This window comes from Guyparkeria sp. SCN-R1, from assembly GCF_003932495.1.
Taxonomy (GTDB): domain Bacteria; phylum Pseudomonadota; class Gammaproteobacteria; order Halothiobacillales; family Halothiobacillaceae; genus Guyparkeria.
In genome coordinates this window covers 261,653-278,094 of sequence record NZ_QZMT01000001.1, presented here as the reverse complement: position 1 = coordinate 278,094, position 16,442 = coordinate 261,653, and the positions used below count along the sequence as shown (strand labels likewise).

Here is a 16,442-nt window from a genome sequence, read left to right as displayed (position 1 = left end):
GGAAAAATCGAGGTATCGCATGGCAACCAACCCACCCGCACCGAAACAGATTCGCCTGGCCAAGGACCGCAGTGCCCTGAGTCTCGTCTTCCCAGACGGGGCAGCCTTCGATCTGTCTGCCGAGTACCTGCGCGTGTTCAGCCCTTCGGCCGAGGTACGCGGCCACGGCGGTGGCGAGATGATGCTGGTGCTGGGCAAGGAGCGGGTGAAGATCCTCGACGTGCAACCGGTGGGTCGTTACGCGGTCAAACTCGTGTTCGACGATGGGCACGACAGCGGCCTGTACGACTGGGGGCTGCTGCGCGAACTGGGTGACCGTCGAGACGAGCACTGGAACTACTACCTCGAGCGCCTTACAGCTGCGGGCATCGAGCGCGATCCCGAGCGTGCGGAACCTGCCGCACCTTACGATGTATTATCACCAAGCAGCCCCGCAACCAGCACGGCAACCCAGGCCAACGATTCATCGGGGTCATCGACGCGCGACTGAGCGGTCGACCCCGCATCCCTGACGAGAGAACCGACCATGACCGAGAAGACGCACTTTGGCTACCGGGAAGTCCCGCGCGAGGAAAAGTCCCGGCTGGTGGGTTCGGTCTTCGACTCGGTCGCCGCTCGCTACGACCTGATGAACGATGCGATGTCGCTGGGCATCCACCGCATCTGGAAACGCGTCGCGCTCGAGTACACGGGCCTCCGGCGCGGCGGTCAGGCACTCGACCTGGCATCCGGCACCGGGGACCTCGCCGCGCGCATGGCGCGAATCGTAGGCGACACCGGGCTGGTGGTGCTCTCAGACATCAACGCCAGCATGCTCTCGATCGGCCGCGAAAAGCTCGACGAACAGGGCATCTTCAACAACGTCGAGTACAGCCTGGCCAACGCCGAGGACCTGCCCTTCGAAAGCAATCGTTTCGACTGCGTGACCATCGGTTTCGGCCTGCGAAACGTCACCGACAAGGCCCGCGCACTGGGCGAGATGGCACGCGTGGTCAAGCCCGGCGGTCGCGTGGTGATCCTCGAGTTCTCCAAGCCGACCAACCCGCTAGTCGAGCGGGTCTACGACGCCTACTCGTTCTCGGCCCTGCCGGTGATGGGCAAGCTCCTGGCCAATGACGCCGACAGCTATCGATACCTGGCCGAGTCGATTCGCATGCACCCCGACCAAGAGACGCTCGAGCGAATGATGCTCGATAACAGTTTCGATCACGTCGACGTGCATAACCTCACCTTCGGCGTGGTCGCGATCCACGTGGGCTTCAGGTTTTGACGATGCCCCCGCGGCAACGCGGGATCGGCCGCTGGCTGATCCCGCTGATCGGCGTGGGTGCCCTGTTTGCCGCCCCGGTGGCTTGGTGGATCCAGACCTGGACGCCCGCCGATCGCCCGGCCCGACTGGCCGCCATCGACGTCGCCGACACCTTTAAGCGCAGCCCGCAGCTTGAACAGGTGCGTGATCGCGGCGTTCTTCGCGTCGCCACCCTGATCGAACCAACCCTCTACATCCCCGACAGCTACCGACCACAGGGGCTGGAATACGACCTGACGGGGCGATTCGCCGAGCGCCTTGGCGTTGACGTGGAGTACGTGGTGGTGCCGACCATCGAGGCCGCCTACGAGGCCGTGGCCGATAATCGGGTCGATCTCGCCGCTGCAGGGCTGGCTGTCGACCCGGCACGTATGCAACGTTTCCGTTTCGGGCCGCCGTACCTAACGGTCAGTCGCAAGCTCATTCACGCCACTGACCGGCCCGCTCCCAAGGGGCTTGCCGATATCGACGGCGCGACCATCACCTTGCCGACCGGCTCGGCGAGTCGCTTCTGGCTCGAGCGTGTCATCGCACAGGACGACACCGTCCGCCTCGACGTGGTCGAGGCGCAGGACAAGCTGGCGATCCTCGAGGGTATCCGTCATGGCGACATCGACTACGCGTTGGCCCTGTCGCATATCGCCCTGTTGGCACACAAACTCTCCGACGAGGTGGCCATCGGCCCGATCGTCGGCCCACCGGTTGCTCTGGCGTGGGTGTTCTCGCGACAGGCGGACGAGTCATTGCACCGGGTAGCGCGCCGTTTCTTCGCCGAAGCCCGCAGCGACCAGCAACTAAAGATGCTGGTCGATCGTCATTACGCCCAGTTCGAGCGACTCGACGAGTCGCTCTCGAGACGATTCCTGCAGGATTTGGAGACGCATGCCCGCCCCTATCTGGCCACCTTTAGACGAGCCGGAGAGCGTTACGAAATCGATTGGCGCCTGCTGGCCTCGGTCGGCTACCAGGAATCGAAATGGCAACCGGGCGCCGTGTCGCACCAGGGCGCCTACGGGGTCATGCAGATTGTCCTGCCCACGGCACGGGATCTCGGCTTGACCGATCCCACCGACCCCACCACGAATATCATGAGCGGTGCGAAATACATCGCTCAGCTGCGTGAACTCGTCCCTGAAAAGGCGATTGAACCCGATCGCACCTACCTGGCGCTGGCCGCCTACAACGTCGGCATCGGCCATCTCAGCGATGCCCTCGAGCTGACACGCCGACAAGGTGGCGACCCCACCCAGTGGGCGGACGTGCGCGAGCGCCTGCCACAGCTCTCCGATCCGGAGATCTACCGGGACATGCGGTATGGCTATGCCCACGGCAACGAAACCGTCAACTATGTCGAGAACATTCGTGCCTTCCACGACCTGATGATTTGGGTGGCCACTCGCAAGGATCTCCTCGCCGAACGACCCTAAACCTTCGTCTTCGCCTCCAATGGCGATAAAAAACGAGCAACCATGAAAAACGCCCGTCTCGCCAAGCGACACGGGCGTTTCTCGTTTTGGCATCAGCCCTGAGTCAAAGCTCCGCGACAATCGCCTCTAGCGCCCTGCCCGGGTCTGCCGCCGCCGTGATCGGTCGACCGATCACGAGGCTGGTCGCCCCGTTTGCCAACGCATCAGCGGGCGTGACCACCCGGCGCTGGTCGTCGCGGGCACTGCCTGCCGGGCGGACCCCGGGGGTGACTACCAATCCTGTCTCGCCGGGAAAGAGTGCGCGCATCGAGGCCGCTTCCCGAGCCGAACACACCACCCCGTCGAGACCGACATCGGCGGCCAATCTGGCAAGGCGCCCAACCTGAGCCTCGGCACCATCAGTCACGCCAACCTCGGCCAGATCGGAATCCTCCATCGAGGTCAGTACCGTCACGGCTATCAGGGCCGGGGCGTCCCCGGTGCCCCCAATTGCGTCCCGAGCCGCCTCGAGCATCCGGCGGCCACCGCTGGCGTGAACATTCACCAGGGCGACGTCCAGGTCGGCCGCGGCCCGACAAGCCTGGGCCACCGTGTTGGGGATGTCGTGGAATTTCAGATCCAGGAAAACCGGAAATCCACACTGACGCGCCCATTCCACCGCCCGCGGCCCGTGGGCCGTGAAGGCTTCCTTGCCAATCTTGATCCCGCAGAGCGACGGGTCGAGCGTGGAGAGCAATTCCCTGACCCGACCCTCTTCGGCGGCATCCAGCGCCACGTAGATACGCGGTTGGGAGCGATGGCGAGCCAACCTCAGTCCCCCTGCTTCACGGCCGCATTGACACGCTCACGCAATTCCTTGCCCGGCTTGAAGTGCGGCACGTACTTAGCCCCCAGCGAAACGGTCTCGCCGGTCTTCGGATTGCGACCCAGACGTGGGCGGCGATAGTTGAGCGAGAAGCTACCAAAACCACGGATCTCGATCCGGTCACCGGCACTCAACGCATCCATCATCTCGTCGAGCATCAGGCGTACCGAGGTCTCGATATCGCGCATGGGCAGGTACTGCTGGCGATCGGCCAGCCGTTCGATCAGTTCCGACTTGGTCATCGGTCAATCTCCGTTGCCGCCACGTGGGGCGCACAGCTAAGGTTTGGCAGAACTCCCCGGTGAACCGGGGGATTCCAAGGGAATTCGTGGCTTCCCGCTCGCCAATGGGGCCAAGATCGACCACCGAGGCGGACCGGCGGGGATAGCCATAAAAAACGCCATCACAAAGGATGGCGTTTTTCGGACACGACAGTTCCGAGTTACTCGGAGCGGCCGAGCTGTTCCTTGAGCAGGTCACCCAGGGTCGGCGACGAGGTGCTCGGCGCCTTGCTGAGCTCGTCCATCGCCTCGGCTTCCTCGGCGTGATCCTTGGCGCGGATCGACAGGCTGATCATGCGGTTCTTACGGTCGATACCCATGAACTTGGCCTCAACTTCCTCACCTTCCTTCAGGACGGTGCGGGCGTCGTCAATACGCTCGCGAGCGATGTCCGAGGCACGGATGTAGCCGTCGATGCCTTCAGCCAGCTCGACCACGGCGCCGCGGGCGTCGACTTCACGCAGCGTACCCTTGACGATGCTGCCCTTCGGGTTGTCGGCCGCCCAGTTGGACAGCGGATCGTCCTCGAGCTGCTTGAGTCCCAGTGAGATGCGCTCGCGCTCCGGGTCGATCGCGATGACCACGGCCTCGAGCTCCTCGCCCTTCTTGAACTGGCGCACGGCGTCTTCGCCCGGCTCGCTCCAGGACAGATCGGACAGGTGAACCAGGCCATCGATACCGCCGTCCAGGCCGATGAAGATGCCGAAGTCGGTGATCGACTTGATCTGGCCGGAAACCTTGTCGCCCTTGGTGTGCGATGCAGCGAAGGCATCCCACGGGTTCGGCTGGCACTGCTTCATGCCCAGCGAGATCCGGCGGCGGTCCTCGTCGATATCGAGGATCATCACCTCGACCTCGTCGCCGACGTTGACCAGCTTGCCCGGGTTGACGTTCTTGTTGGTCCAGTCCATCTCGGAGACGTGTACCAGACCTTCGACGCCATCCTCGATCTCGACGAAGCAGCCGTAATCGGTGATGTTGGTGACCTTGCCGAACAGGCGGGTGGAGGTCGGGTAGCGACGGGAGATGTCGCTCCACGGATCTTCGCCCAGCTGCTTGAGGCCCAGCGAAACGCGGTTGCGCTCGCGGTCGAACTTCAGCACCTTGACGTCGATCTCGTCACCGATGTTGACCATCTCGGACGGATGCTTGACGCGCTTCCACGCCATGTCGGTGATGTGCAGCAGGCCATCGATGCCGCCGAGGTCCAGGAACGCGCCGTAGTCGGTGAGGTTCTTGACGATACCGCGCAGAACCATGCCTTCCTGCAGCTGCTCGAGCAGCGCTTCGCGCTCGGCGCTGTACTCTTCCTCGACAACCGCGCGGCGGGATACGACCACGTTGTTGCGGCGCTGATCGAGCTTGATGATCTTGAACTCGATGTCCTTGCCTTCGAGGTAGGTGGTGTCCCGGATCGGGCGCACGTCGACCAGCGAACCCGGCAGGAATGCACGGACGTCGCCGAGTTCGACGGTGAAACCACCCTTGACCTTCCCGGAAATGCGGCCGGTGACGATTTCGTCGTCGTCGAAAGCCTTCTCCAGCTTCTTCCACGCACGGGCACGCAGGGCCTTTTCACGCGACAGGCGGGTCTCGCCGAAACCGTCCTCGACGGCATCGAGGGCGACTTCGACCTCTTCACCAACGCTGATGTTCAGCTCGCCGTTCTCGTCACGGAACTGATCGGTGGGGATGATACCTTCCGACTTCAGGCCAGCGTCGACGGTGACGTAGTCATCGTTGATGTCCACGACCTTGCCGTAGACGATCGAGCCCGCCTGCATGACGGCATTCTGGAGGCTTTCTTCAAAAAGCTGGGCAAAACTTTCAGACATTAATCCGCATTTCCAAAGGGTTGACGACTGGACGTTCCAATTGCTGTCCGTCGTGGTAAAAAAACACTGGCGTATCCGATCCTTGGGTTTGCCAGACAAACGGGTTGTTGAGCGGGCGGAATTGCCCGTACAAAAACACGAGTCAATGGCCCCGCCGTGTTGCTACGCGTCCCGATCGGCGAGCCGATCCTGGATGTAGCGCCACAGCGTGGCCTCCACCTCGTCGATGGAAAGGTCGCTGGAATCAACGACTAACGCATCTTCCGCCGGTTTGAGTGGCGCAACCGACCGATTGCGATCCCGCTCGTCCCGTTGACGAATCTCCTCGACGAGGGCGGTAAAACTAGCATCGAATCCATTCTCGATCAACTGCTTATAACGTCGATCGGCGCGCACCTCGGCGCTGGCATCGAGAAAGATCTTGGCGGGAGCCTCGGGGAAGACCACCGTGCCCATGTCACGGCCGTCGGCAACCAGCCCCGGCAACTTGGCAAAGTCACGTTGCCGCTGCAGCAGTGCCTCGCGTACCTCGGGGCGTGCGGCGATCTGCGAGGCGATCGCGCCGGTGGTTTCGGTACGCAGCTCCCGGCTGACGTTCTCATCGTTGAGAAACACATTGCCCTCTTCGTCGAAACGGCAGGCAAGGTAGCGCGCGATATCGACGATCTCGGGCGCCTGCGGCGCCAGGCCAGCATTTTGGCTGGCCAGCGCGGTCAGTCGATAGAGCGCGCCGGAATCGAGCATGCCGAAGCCCAACCGGGCAGCAAGCCGCCGGGCGATCGTGCCTTTGCCCGAACCACTGGGGCCGTCGATAGTGATGACCGGTACCATTGAATTCTCCTGATATTGCTGCGTTAGGCGACGTGTCACGGCGATCGGCTACCCACGATCCGTTGCGCAACCTGGCCCTTCGGCAAGGAACCCACCTCAAACCAGCAGGTGGGATTTCGCACGCCAGCCAACTGTCGCCACTTTTCCGACTGCGGTGCCGGGCGCGCGAGGCAAGGCATAACGGGGACGCACCCTTCGATCAACCGCAGGCCACTCGCAAAAACCCCGCAGGCTTTCCAGCCTCAGTGCCGCGAAAGCTCCAGGCAGCCACCGAGTCGGTTGAACAACTCGGCAAACCCCGGAAACGAGGTCTCGACGAACTGGCAATCGTGGATGGTGACTTCGCCACGAGCCTTGAGCCCGGCGACGGCGAATGCCATCGCGATCCGGTGGTCACCCTGCGCGTAGATGGTCGCCGACCCGAACGGCGTCGGCTCGCCGCGCCCCTCGATGATCATGCCGTCCTCGGTGGGGGTCGCGTCGATGCCGAGCTTCTGCAGGCCATCGGCCATCACCGCGATGCGATCGGATTCCTTGACCCGCAACTCCTCTGCCCCCGTCAGCACCGTCCGACCCTTGGCGCAGGCGGCGGCGACAAAGATCACCGGGAACTCGTCGATCGCCAGCGGCACCAGCGCCTCGTCGATCTCGATGCCGTGGAGCTCGGCGCTTTTCACGCGCAGGTCACCGACCGGCTCGCCACCCACCTCGCGACGGTTCTCGATACGGATGTCCGCGCCCATCGCCTGGAGGATATCGATCACCCCGGTGCGCGTCGGGTTCAGGCCCACGTGGGTGAGCAGGATGTCCGAGTCGGGGACGATGCTGGCCGCGACCAGGAAGAACGCTGCCGAGGAGATGTCGGCCGGCACCTCGAGCGCACGCCCAACCAGCCGTCGCGCGCCGGCATCGCCCTGGTCGATGCAGACCCGCGCCCCCTCACGCTGCATGCCGACACCCAGCCCCGAGAGCATGCGCTCGGTGTGGTCTCGGGTCGGTGCCGGTTCGGTCACGCAGGTGCGGCCCTCGGCGTACAGGCCGGCAAGCAACACACAGGATTTCACCTGGGCGCTGGCCATCGGCATGGCGTAGTCGATCGCCTTGAGCGGCTGACCGCCGTGGATCTTGAGCGGAGAACGCCCCTCGGGGCCGGATTCGATCCGTGCCCCCATGGCGGTGAGCGGGTCGATCACCCGTTTCATCGGCCGGCGCGACAGCGAAGCATCGCCCTCGATTACCGAATCGAAGGCCTGCCCGGCGAGGATGCCGGACATCAGGCGCATCGACGTTCCCGAATTGCCGACGTAGAGTGGCTTTTCCGGCTGTTTCAGGCCATGCAGCCCCACGCCCTCGATGGTCACCCGCCCGGACTCGGGGTCGGTGATGGAGACACCCATTGCCCGGAAACAGCGCAGGGTATTGAGGCTGTCCTCGCCTTCGAGGAAACCGCTGATCTCGGTGGTGCCTTCGGCCAGTGAGCCGAACATGATCGAGCGATGCGAGATCGACTTGTCTCCCGGCACCCGCGCCTCGCCCTCAAGCGCTTGAGCGACGGTGCTGCGATAGATCAGGGAAGCGGAATCATGAACTACGGTCATGGCGCGGTCATCCGGGGTTGGGCTGAAAAAGGATTGGTTCGGACAAGCCGGCGGGTCAGTGGCCGGACGTGTCTGTCTGGCTAACTCCGTTGGCCCCGTTAGCGTGGGCCACGGGATACAGGGCGTCGCGCACGGCCTTCGCCTCGTGGAAATAATGCTCGATCTGCTCGCCATCGGCGGATTCCAGCATGCCCCGCAGGCAGTCGAGCTCGGCGCGATAGTGGTCGAGCATCACCAGGATCTCGTCGCGGTTGTCGAGGCAGATATCCCGCCACATGACCGGATCGGAGCTGGCAATGCGCGTGAAGTCACGAAAGCCGCCCGCAGCGTAGCGAAAGACCTCATAGCGCTCGGCCAGCCGGGCCAGTGCCGAGACCATCGCGTAGGCGGCCGCATGCGGGAGGTGGGATGTGGCGGCCAGCACGTGATCGTGATGGGCCACCTCAAGCCGTTCGATACGGGCCCCGGTCGCCTGCCACATCGCCTCGATGCGGGCGACGTCCTCGGCGCGGTTTTCCTTGATCGGCGTGAGGATCACGCGATGGCCGCGGTAAAGATCCGCGGTCGCCGCTTCCGGCCCGCTGCGCTCGCGCCCAGCAATCGGGTGCCCCGGGACGAATCGGGCAAGTTGCCCGGCCGAGAGATGCGCCCGCGCCCGCTCGACCACCGCCCCCTTGACACTGCCACCATCGGTTACCAAGGCGTCATCCGGCAGGCAGGCCGCCAACTCGCCAAGTACTGCGTCCATCGCCTTGACCGGCGTGGCCAGGAACACCAGGTCCGCCCCCTCGACCGCCTCGGCAATCGAATCCGCCGGTCGGTCGACGAGGCCCAGCCGCTCAGCGGCCAGGCGGGTGTCGAGTCGGCGCGAATATCCGACCACCTCGCCCACCTCACCGCGCTCGCGCAAGGCCAAGGCCAGCGAACCACCGATCAGGCCGGTGCCGATCAGTGCCAGCCGGCGAAACATCATGCGGAGGGACCCTCGTCGGCCAGACGCGCCAACACGTCCTTTAGAGCGTCGATGGCACGGGCGTTCTGCTCGGCCGTCCCGATGGTGATACGAAGCGCTTGCGACAACCCGCCGCGAGCCTCCATGCCACCGAGCGGGCGGACGATCACACCCTCGCGCAACAGGGCCTCGAATACGCGCCCGGCTGCAAACGGCGTGATCACCGTGATGAAGTTCGCCCGACTGGGAACGAACTGCCAGCCGTTCGCCTCGGCGGCGGTTGCCCACTGGGCCAGGCCGGCCCGGTTGACCTCGCGGCTTCGGGCGATGAACTCGCTGTCTTCGAGTGCCGCTTCGGCGGCCCGTAGGGCGAGCGCGTTGACGTTGAAGGGATGACGTACGCGATCGAGCAGGCTGGCAATCGCCGGCTCACTGACCGCGAAGCCCACGCGCAGGGCCGCCAGGCCGAAGATCTTCGAGAAGGTGCGCGTCACCACCAAGTTCGGGTAGTGCGCGAGCAGCTCGATGCCGTTCGGGAAGGCCAGATCGTCGACGTATTCGGTATACGCTTCGTCGAGCACCACGACCACGTGCGATGGCACGGCATCGAGTAGCGCGCGCAGCTCGGCGGCCTCTACCCAGGTCCCGGTCGGGTTGTTGGGGTTGGCGAGGAACAGCACGCGGGTGTGCTCATCGACCGCCGCGGCCATCGCCTCGAGATCGGCACCAAAGGGCATCTCCCGGTCGTCGGCCGGGCGCGCCGGCACGACCTTCGCCGCGGCGCCGGCGGCCTGGGTGGCCAGGGCGTAGACGGCGAAGGCGTGCTCGGAGAACACGGCATTCACGCCCGGTTCGAGATAGGCGCGCGCGACCAGTTCGAGCACGTCGTTCGAGCCATTGCCCAGCGTGACCTGCTCCGGATTTACGCCGAAATGGCTGCCGATCGCTCGCTTGAGGTGGAAACCGCTGCCGTCCGGGTAGACGTGCAGATCGGCCAGCCCCGCTTGAATCGCCTCGACGGCGCGCGGCGACGGACCGAGCGGGTTTTCGTTGGAGGCGAGCTTGAGAACCTCCTCGATACCGTACTCACGCGCGACCTCCTCGGCCGGCTTGCCCGGCACGTAAGGCCGGATAGCCGCGACACAGTCGCGAACCCGCCCGAATGACAACTCGGTCTCCTTCACGCCCATCATTCGCCCCCCGGATGGCTGATCACCGGCACCGGGTAGGACCCCAGCACCCGCAGTTGACCGCAATGGGGGCGCAACCGCTCGAGTGCCGCCGCCACCGCCGACTCGTCACGATGACCGGCGATGTCGATGAAGAACACGTAATCCCAGACACGGTCCCGCGCCGGGCGTGACTCGATGCGCAGCACGTCGATACCGGCTTCGGACAGCGGGAGCAACAGCCGCGTCAGTGCGCCGGGCTCGTTGGTCACCGATAGCAGCAAGGCCGTCTTGTCGTTGCCCGAGGGCGCAACCGGCTCGCGGCCGAGCACGGCGAAACGGGTGGTGTTCTGGACGTTGTCCTGGATGTTCGAGGCGCGGACCACCAGCCCATGACGCTCGGCGGCGAACCTCGGCCCGATGGCGAACACCTCGGGGTCGGCCGCCGCCTGCTGGGCGGCGGCGCTGTTGCTCGACACCGCCATGCGCTCGATGCCGGGGAAATGGGCATCGAGCCATTCGCGGCACTGGGCCAGCGACTGGGCATGCGAGACGATCACGCGGGGCGTGCTGCCGGCATCCGGGTGCGCCATCAACTGCTGGTCGATGCGCAGGGCCACCTCGCCGCAGAGCAGCAGGTCGCTGCCGGCGAGCGAGTCGAGCGTGACCGAGACACTGCCCTCGGTGGAGTTCTCCAGCGGCACCACGCCGTAATCGACACTACCGGCGGAGACCGCACGGAACACCTCGGGGATGCCCGGCTCGAACTGCAGCCGCCCGCCGTGACCGAAGGCCGCCACCGCCGCCAACTCGGAGAAGGTGCCCGACGGCCCGAGGGTTGCGATCGAGAGCGGGCGCTCGTGGGCCAGGCAGGCCGACATGATCTCGCGGAACAGCCAGGCGACGGTCTCATCGTCCAGCGGACCGGGGTTGAGATCACGGATGCGGGAAAGCACCTGCGCCTCGCGCTCCGGCCGATAGAACGATTGCCCGGAATGATGCGCGGGATCGCGCTCCTTGATGAACGCGACCTGCTCGGCCAGGCGCGCGCGCTGGCTGAGCAGGTCGAGAATCTGCCGATCGACCGAGTCGATCAGCACCCGCACCTCGTCCAGGCTCTCGGGCAGTGCCGCGTCAGCCGCGGACTTGGCTTTCATGCCGCCCATGGGCCCGAACGGGGATCAGAGCAGGCGCAGGCGCAGAACGCCGTCGATCGCGGCGAGCTCGTCGCGGGTCTCGGCCGGCACCTCGCGGTCGACGTCCAGCAGGGTGTAGGCCACCTTGTCACGCGACTCGTTGACCAGGTGCTCGATGTTCACGCCGGCCTTGCCAAGGATGTGCGAGATCTGACCGACCATGTCCGGACGATTGAGGTTGGCGATCGCGATGCGCTGGGCACCCGAACGTGCCATCTGCACGTGCGGCATGTTGACCGCGTTCTTGATGTTGCCGTTCTCGATGTAGTCGCGGATCTGATCGGCAACCATGATCGCGCAGTTGTCCTCTGCCTCGTCGGTGGACGCACCCAGGTGCGGCAGGGCCAGGCACTTCGGATGGTTCTTGGTCAGGTTGGTCGGGAAGTCGCAGACGTAGGACAGGGCCTTGCCGTTGTCCAGCGCGTCGACCATGGCCTGCTCGTTGACGATGCCGGCACGGGCGAAGTTCAGGACCACGACGTTGTCCTTCATGAACGCCAGACGCTCGGCGTTGATCAGGTCACGGGTCGCGTCGATCAGCGGCACGTGCAGGGAAACGAAGTCGGCCTTGGCCAGGACCTCGTCGACACTGCCCGCCTGGTGGACGTCCGGCGACAGCTCCCAGGCGCGCTCGACGCTGATACCCGGGTCGAAGCCGATCACGCGCATGCCCAACGCCTTGGCCGAGTTGGCCACGCGTACGCCGATGGCGCCCAAGCCGATGATGCCCAGGGTGCGGCCCGGCAGCTCGAAGCCCTTGAAGTTCTTCTTGCCGGCCTCGGTCGCCTTGTTGATCTCCTCATCGGATCCCTCGAGCTTGCGCGCGAAGTCCCAGGCCGGGCCGATGTTGCGGATCGACATCAGCATGCCGGCAATAACCAGCTCCTTGACCGCGTTGGCGTTCGCGCCCGGGGCGTTGAAGACCACCACGCCCTTGTCGGTCATGCGGTCGACCGGGACATTGTTGACGCCAGCGCCGGCACGGCCGATGGCCAGCAGCGACTCCGGCAGGTCCATGTCGTGCATCTTGGCCGAACGGACCAGGATGCCGTCCGCGTCGTTCAGGTCGGCACCGATGTCGTACTTGTCGGTCGGCAGGCGCTCGAGGCCCTTGTTGGAGATGGCGTTGAGGGTGTGAATCTTGTACATGACGGATTCCTTGAAAACAGTTGCTGGCAGCGAGGCGAGCGAGGCTCAGCCGTGGCGCTTGGCGAAGTCGTTCATGAAGTGGATCAGCGCATCGACGCCGGCCTCGGGCATGGCGTTGTAGATGCTTGCGCGCATGCCGCCGACCGAGCGGTGACCGTTGAGCGTGACCAGGCCCTGACGACCGGCCTCTTCGAGGAAGGTCTTGTCGAGCGAATCGTCGGCCAGCATGAACGGCACGTTCATCCACGAGCGATAGGCCGGATCGACCGGGTTGCGGTAGAAGTCATTGTCGTCGATGGCCGCGTAGAGCTTCTCGGCCTTGCGCTGGTTGATCTTGCCCATCTCCTCGAGACCGCCCTTGGCGAGCAGGTGCTCGAACACCAGGCCCGCCATGTACCAGGCGTAGGTCGGCGGGGTGTTGAACATGGAGTCGGCTTCCGCCTGGGTGGCCCAGTCGAGCATGGCCGGGGTGGTCTCGCGCGACTTGCCCATCAGGTCCTCACGGACGATGACGATGGTCAGGCCGGCCGGGCCGATGTTCTTCTGCGCACCGGCGTAGATGACACCGAACTTGGAGACGTCGATCGGGCGCGACAGGATGGTCGAAGACATGTCCGCGACCAGCGGCACGTCACCGGTGTCGGGGATGTAGGGGAACTCCACGCCCGCGATAGTCTCGTTCGGGGTGTAGTGGACGTAGTCGGCATCCGGGGAGAACTTGATCTCGCCCTCGGCCGGCAGCGTGGTGAAGTTATCCGGCTTGGTGTCGGCGACGACGTTGACGTCGACGAAGCGCTTGGCTTCCTTGATCGCCTTGACCGACCAGTGGCCGGTGTTGAGGTAGTCGGCCTTGCCCGAGCCGTTGCCCAGGTTCAGCGGGATCGCGCCAAACTGAGTCGAGGCGCCACCCTGCAGGAACAGCACCTTGTAGTTGTCCGGGATGTTCATCAGCTTGCGCAGGTTCGCTTCCGCCTGCTCGGCGATGCCGACAAAATGCTTGCCGCGATGGCTCATTTCCATGACCGACATGCCGGTCCCCTGGTAATCGACCATCTCGTCCCGTGCGCGGGTGAGGACCTCGGTGGGCAACATCGCCGGACCGGCGCTGAAGTTGTAAACGCGAGCCATGACTACTCCTGAACAGAAACGGAAAACAAGCGACCGGGCGATATCTCGCCCGGTCTTAAATTCAATCGAAAACAGCCCGATCAAGCGGGCTGATTAGGGTGGCGTCCTTGGCCCCCGCGGGGATCACTCCTCCGCGTCCTGGTCCTCGATTTCCTCGTCGCCTTCGTCTTCCATGGCCGCGACTGGTTCGATCTGAACCAGGCGCTCGTCCTTGCCCAGACGGATGAGGGTCACACCCTGAGTATTGCGCGACAGGGAGGAAATCTGGGACACCTCGGTGCGCACGAGTGTACCGCGGTTCGAGATCAGAATCACCTCGTCGGACTCGCGCACCAGGACCGCGCCGACCAGCTCGCCGTTGCGTTCACTGGTATTGATCGCGATCACGCCCTGCCCGCCCCGGTTGTAGACGGGGAACTCGTCGGTGGGCGTGCGCTTGCCGTAGCCGTTCTCGGTGGCGGTGAGCACCTCGCCTTCGTCGACCACGATCAACGAGACAACGAATTGCTTGTCCTGCAGGCGAATACCGCGCACGCCCGCCGCCGTGCGACCCATCGACCGCACGTCTTCCTCGGCGAAACGCGTCGCCTTGCCGGCGTTGGAGAACAGCATGATCTCGCGGGAGCCGTCGGTCAGCGCCGCACCGATCAACCGGTCGCCCTCGCGCAGGTCAATGGCGATGATGCCCGCCTGGCGCGGCCGGGAGAAGTCGACCAGCGGGGTCTTTTTCACCTGGCCATTGCGCGTGGCAAAGAAAATGTAGTGATCGTCGACGAACTCGCGGATCGGCAACATGGTGTTGATGTGCTCGCCATCCTGCAGCGGCAGCACGTTGACCACCGGTCGGCCGCGCGCACCGCGGGCACCCTGCGGCAACTGATAAACCTTGCGCCAGTAGACCCGGCCGTAGTTGGTGAACATCAGCACCCAGGCGTGAGTGCTGGCCACCAGCAGCTGTTCGATCACATCCTCGTCCTTCATCCGCGTCGAGGCCTTGCCCCGGCCGCCGCGACGCTGACTGCGGTAATCGGTCAGCGATTGGGTCTTGATGTAACCCTCGCGAGAGAGCGTGACTACGCGGTCTTCCTCGGCGATCAGGTCCTCCATCGAGAGATCTTCGTAATCGACGATGATCTCGGTGCGACGGGGATCGGCGTACTCGTCCCGAATCCGCATCAGCTCGTCGCGGATGACCTGCATCAGGCGCTCTTCCGAGCGCAGGATGTCGAGCAGATCGATGATGCGCTCGAGGAGGTTGGCGTATTCCTCGACGATCTTGTCTTGCTCGAGACCGGTCAGGCGGTTCAGGCGCATCTCGAGGATGGCCTGGGCCTGCTCGGCCGAGAGCCGGTAGCTGCCGTCTTCCTGCAGGCCGAAGGCGTCACCCAGCCCCTCGGGGCGCGAGGCGGCGGCATCGGCCTTCTCGAGCATGGTGCGAACCACGCCGGACTCCCAGGTGCCGTCAAGCAGCTTGGCCTTGGCCTCGGCCGGGGTCGGCGCCGCCTTGATCACGGCGATCATCGGGTCGATGTTCGCCAGGGCCACGGCCAGGCCTTCGAGGATGTGGGCGCGATCACGCGCCTTGCGCAGATCGTAGATGGTGCGGCGGGTGACGACTTCGCGGCGATGACGCAGGAAGACGTTGAGGATCTCGCGCAGCCCGACGGTGCGTGGCTGGCCATCGATCAGGGCGACCATGTTGATGCCGAACACGCTCTGCAGCTGGGTCTGCTGGTAGAGGTTGTTCAGGAGCACGTCGGGCATCTCGCCACGCTTGCACTCGATCACGACGCGCATGCCGTCCTTGTCGGACTCGTCACGCAGTTCGGCGATGCCATCGATCTTCTTCTCGCGCACCAGCTCGGCGATGCGCTCGATCAGGCGCGCCTTGTTGACCTGGTACGGCAGCTCGGTGATCACGATCGAGGTGCGATCGGTCTTCTCGCTGTCTTCGAACTCGGCACGGGCGCGCATCACGCAGCGGCCACGACCGGTCAGGTAGGCATCGCGCAGACCGGCCGCGCCATTGATGATGCCGGCGGTCGGGAAGTCCGGGGCCGGCACGTAGGCGAGCAGGTCGTCATCATTGATGACGGGGTCGTCGATCAACGCGACGGTGGCGTCGAGCACCTCGCCCAGGTTGTGCGGCGGAATGTTGGTCGCCATGCCCACGGCAATACCCGAGGAACCGTTGACCAGCAGGTTCGGGAACTGGGCGGGCAAGACCTGCGGCTCGGATTCCGAGCCGTCGTAGTTGTCGATGAAGTCGACCGTTTCCTTGTCGATGTCGGCGAGCAGTTCGTGGGCGATCTTCGCCATGCGCACTTCGGTGTAACGCATCGCCGCCGGGGCGTCGCCGTCAACCGAGCCGAAGTTGCCCTGCCCGTCGATGAGCATGTTGCGCATGGAGAAATCCTGCGCCATGCGCACCAGCGCGTCGTAGACCGCCGAATCCCCGTGCGGGTGATACTTACCGATGACGTCACCCACGACACGCGCGGATTTCTTGTAGGGCTTGTTCCACTCGTTGCCCAACTCGCGCATGGCGTAGAGGACCCGGCGGTGTACCGGCTTGAGGCCGTCACGGGCATCCGGCAGCGCACGCCCCACGATCACGCTCATGGCGTAATCGAGATAGGACTGCCGCATCTCGTCTTCGAGATTGACCGGGAAGATTTCTTGAGCGAACTGAGTCATTCGAG

14 protein-coding genes are annotated in these 16,442 nt (G+C 64.6%); 3 read left to right on the top strand and 11 right to left on the bottom strand.

The features are described 5' to 3' along the window. The first annotated feature begins 19 nt into the window (after positions 1-19). The 3 genes from D5687_RS01230 to mltF are packed head-to-tail and all read left to right on the top strand — an operon-like array spanning position 20 to position 2,736. A complete protein-coding gene (locus D5687_RS01230) occupies positions 20-490 on the top strand; it encodes a gamma-butyrobetaine hydroxylase-like domain-containing protein (protein ID WP_125197920.1) in 471 nt (156 codons plus the stop codon). 36 nt (positions 491-526) lie between these two features. Further along, the gene (gene ubiE, locus D5687_RS01225; protein ID WP_125197919.1) at positions 527-1,270 is read left to right on the top strand and encodes a bifunctional demethylmenaquinone methyltransferase/2-methoxy-6-polyprenyl-1,4-benzoquinol methylase UbiE; all 744 of its coding nucleotides are present in this window, start codon (positions 527-529) and stop codon (positions 1,268-1,270) included. Between the two features lie 2 nt (positions 1,271-1,272). Next, entirely contained in the window at positions 1,273-2,736 is a 1,464-nt protein-coding gene (mltF, locus tag D5687_RS01220; RefSeq protein ID WP_125197918.1) for a membrane-bound lytic murein transglycosylase MltF, read from the top strand. Between the two features lie 103 nt (positions 2,737-2,839). Here the strand turns inward: mltF and pyrF are convergent, their stop codons facing one another. The 11 genes from pyrF to gyrA form a co-directional block, all read right to left on the bottom strand. Further along, entirely contained in the window at positions 2,840-3,544 is a 705-nt protein-coding gene (pyrF, locus tag D5687_RS01215; RefSeq protein ID WP_192894141.1) for an orotidine-5'-phosphate decarboxylase, read from the bottom strand. Between the two features lie 2 nt (positions 3,545-3,546). Beyond that, positions 3,547-3,843, bottom strand: coding sequence for an integration host factor subunit beta (locus tag D5687_RS01210; RefSeq protein ID WP_125197917.1), 297 nt, complete (start codon positions 3,841-3,843; stop codon positions 3,547-3,549). A gap of 200 nt (positions 3,844-4,043) precedes the next feature. Continuing rightward, positions 4,044-5,717, bottom strand: coding sequence for a 30S ribosomal protein S1 (gene rpsA / locus D5687_RS01205; protein ID WP_125197916.1), 1,674 nt, complete (start codon positions 5,715-5,717; stop codon positions 4,044-4,046). A gap of 162 nt (positions 5,718-5,879) precedes the next feature. After that, positions 5,880-6,548, bottom strand: a complete 669-nt coding sequence (gene cmk / locus D5687_RS01200) for a (d)CMP kinase (RefSeq protein ID WP_125197915.1) — start codon at positions 6,546-6,548, stop codon at positions 5,880-5,882. Positions 6,549-6,790: 242 nt separating this feature from the next. Next, positions 6,791-8,146, bottom strand: a complete 1,356-nt coding sequence (aroA, locus tag D5687_RS11340) for a 3-phosphoshikimate 1-carboxyvinyltransferase (protein ID WP_192894140.1) — start codon at positions 8,144-8,146, stop codon at positions 6,791-6,793. Positions 8,147-8,201: 55 nt separating this feature from the next. Then, on the bottom strand, positions 8,202-9,116 hold the full coding sequence (locus D5687_RS11335) for a prephenate dehydrogenase/arogenate dehydrogenase family protein (protein ID WP_192894143.1): 915 nt from the start codon (positions 9,114-9,116) through the stop codon (positions 8,202-8,204). Then, a complete protein-coding gene (hisC, locus tag D5687_RS01190) occupies positions 9,116-10,291 on the bottom strand; it encodes a histidinol-phosphate transaminase (RefSeq protein WP_240031379.1) in 1,176 nt (391 codons plus the stop codon). The genes D5687_RS11335 and hisC overlap by 1 nt, the downstream gene beginning before the upstream one ends. Then, on the bottom strand, positions 10,288-11,424 hold the full coding sequence (gene pheA / locus D5687_RS01185) for a prephenate dehydratase (protein WP_125197914.1): 1,137 nt from the start codon (positions 11,422-11,424) through the stop codon (positions 10,288-10,290). The genes hisC and pheA overlap by 4 nt, the downstream gene beginning before the upstream one ends. A 24-nt stretch (positions 11,425-11,448) precedes the next feature. Next, positions 11,449-12,612 carry a 3-phosphoglycerate dehydrogenase family protein gene (locus tag D5687_RS01180; protein ID WP_125197913.1) on the bottom strand — a complete coding sequence of 388 codons (1,164 nt, stop codon included), beginning with the start codon at positions 12,610-12,612 and terminating at the stop codon, positions 11,449-11,451. Positions 12,613-12,657: 45 nt separating this feature from the next. Next, positions 12,658-13,740 (bottom strand): 3-phosphoserine/phosphohydroxythreonine transaminase, encoded by a 1,083-nt coding sequence (gene serC, locus D5687_RS01175; protein ID WP_125197912.1) that lies wholly within the window; start codon positions 13,738-13,740, stop codon positions 12,658-12,660. Positions 13,741-13,863: 123 nt separating this feature from the next. Continuing rightward, on the bottom strand, positions 13,864-16,437 hold the full coding sequence (gene gyrA, locus D5687_RS01170) for a DNA gyrase subunit A (RefSeq protein WP_125197911.1): 2,574 nt from the start codon (positions 16,435-16,437) through the stop codon (positions 13,864-13,866). Positions 16,438-16,442: the final 5 nt, after the last annotated feature.

Bases quoted from the DNA above. Each gene is read 5' to 3' on its own strand.
- rpsA (WP_125197916.1), bottom strand. From the start codon at position 5,717: ATGTCTGAAAGTTTTGCCCAGCTTTTTGAAGAAAGCCTCCAGAATGCC.
- pheA (WP_125197914.1), bottom strand. From the start codon at position 11,424: ATGAAAGCCAAGTCCGCGGCTGACGCGGCACTGCCCGAGAGCCTGGAC.
- ubiE (WP_125197919.1), top strand. From the start codon at position 527: ATGACCGAGAAGACGCACTTTGGCTACCGGGAAGTCCCGCGCGAGGAA.
- D5687_RS01180 (WP_125197913.1), bottom strand. From the start codon at position 12,612: ATGTACAAGATTCACACCCTCAACGCCATCTCCAACAAGGGCCTCGAG.
- cmk (WP_125197915.1), bottom strand. From the start codon at position 6,548: ATGGTACCGGTCATCACTATCGACGGCCCCAGTGGTTCGGGCAAAGGC.
- D5687_RS01230 (WP_125197920.1), top strand. From the start codon at position 20: ATGGCAACCAACCCACCCGCACCGAAACAGATTCGCCTGGCCAAGGAC.
- D5687_RS11335 (WP_192894143.1), bottom strand. From the start codon at position 9,116: ATGTTTCGCCGGCTGGCACTGATCGGCACCGGCCTGATCGGTGGTTCG.
- serC (WP_125197912.1), bottom strand. From the start codon at position 13,740: ATGGCTCGCGTTTACAACTTCAGCGCCGGTCCGGCGATGTTGCCCACC.
- mltF (WP_125197918.1), top strand. From the start codon at position 1,273: ATGCCCCCGCGGCAACGCGGGATCGGCCGCTGGCTGATCCCGCTGATC.
- gyrA (WP_125197911.1), bottom strand. From the start codon at position 16,437: ATGACTCAGTTCGCTCAAGAAATCTTCCCGGTCAATCTCGAAGACGAG.
- hisC (WP_240031379.1), bottom strand. From the start codon at position 10,291: ATGATGGGCGTGAAGGAGACCGAGTTGTCATTCGGGCGGGTTCGCGAC.
- aroA (WP_192894140.1), bottom strand. From the start codon at position 8,146: ATGACCGTAGTTCATGATTCCGCTTCCCTGATCTATCGCAGCACCGTC.
- D5687_RS01210 (WP_125197917.1), bottom strand. From the start codon at position 3,843: ATGACCAAGTCGGAACTGATCGAACGGCTGGCCGATCGCCAGCAGTAC.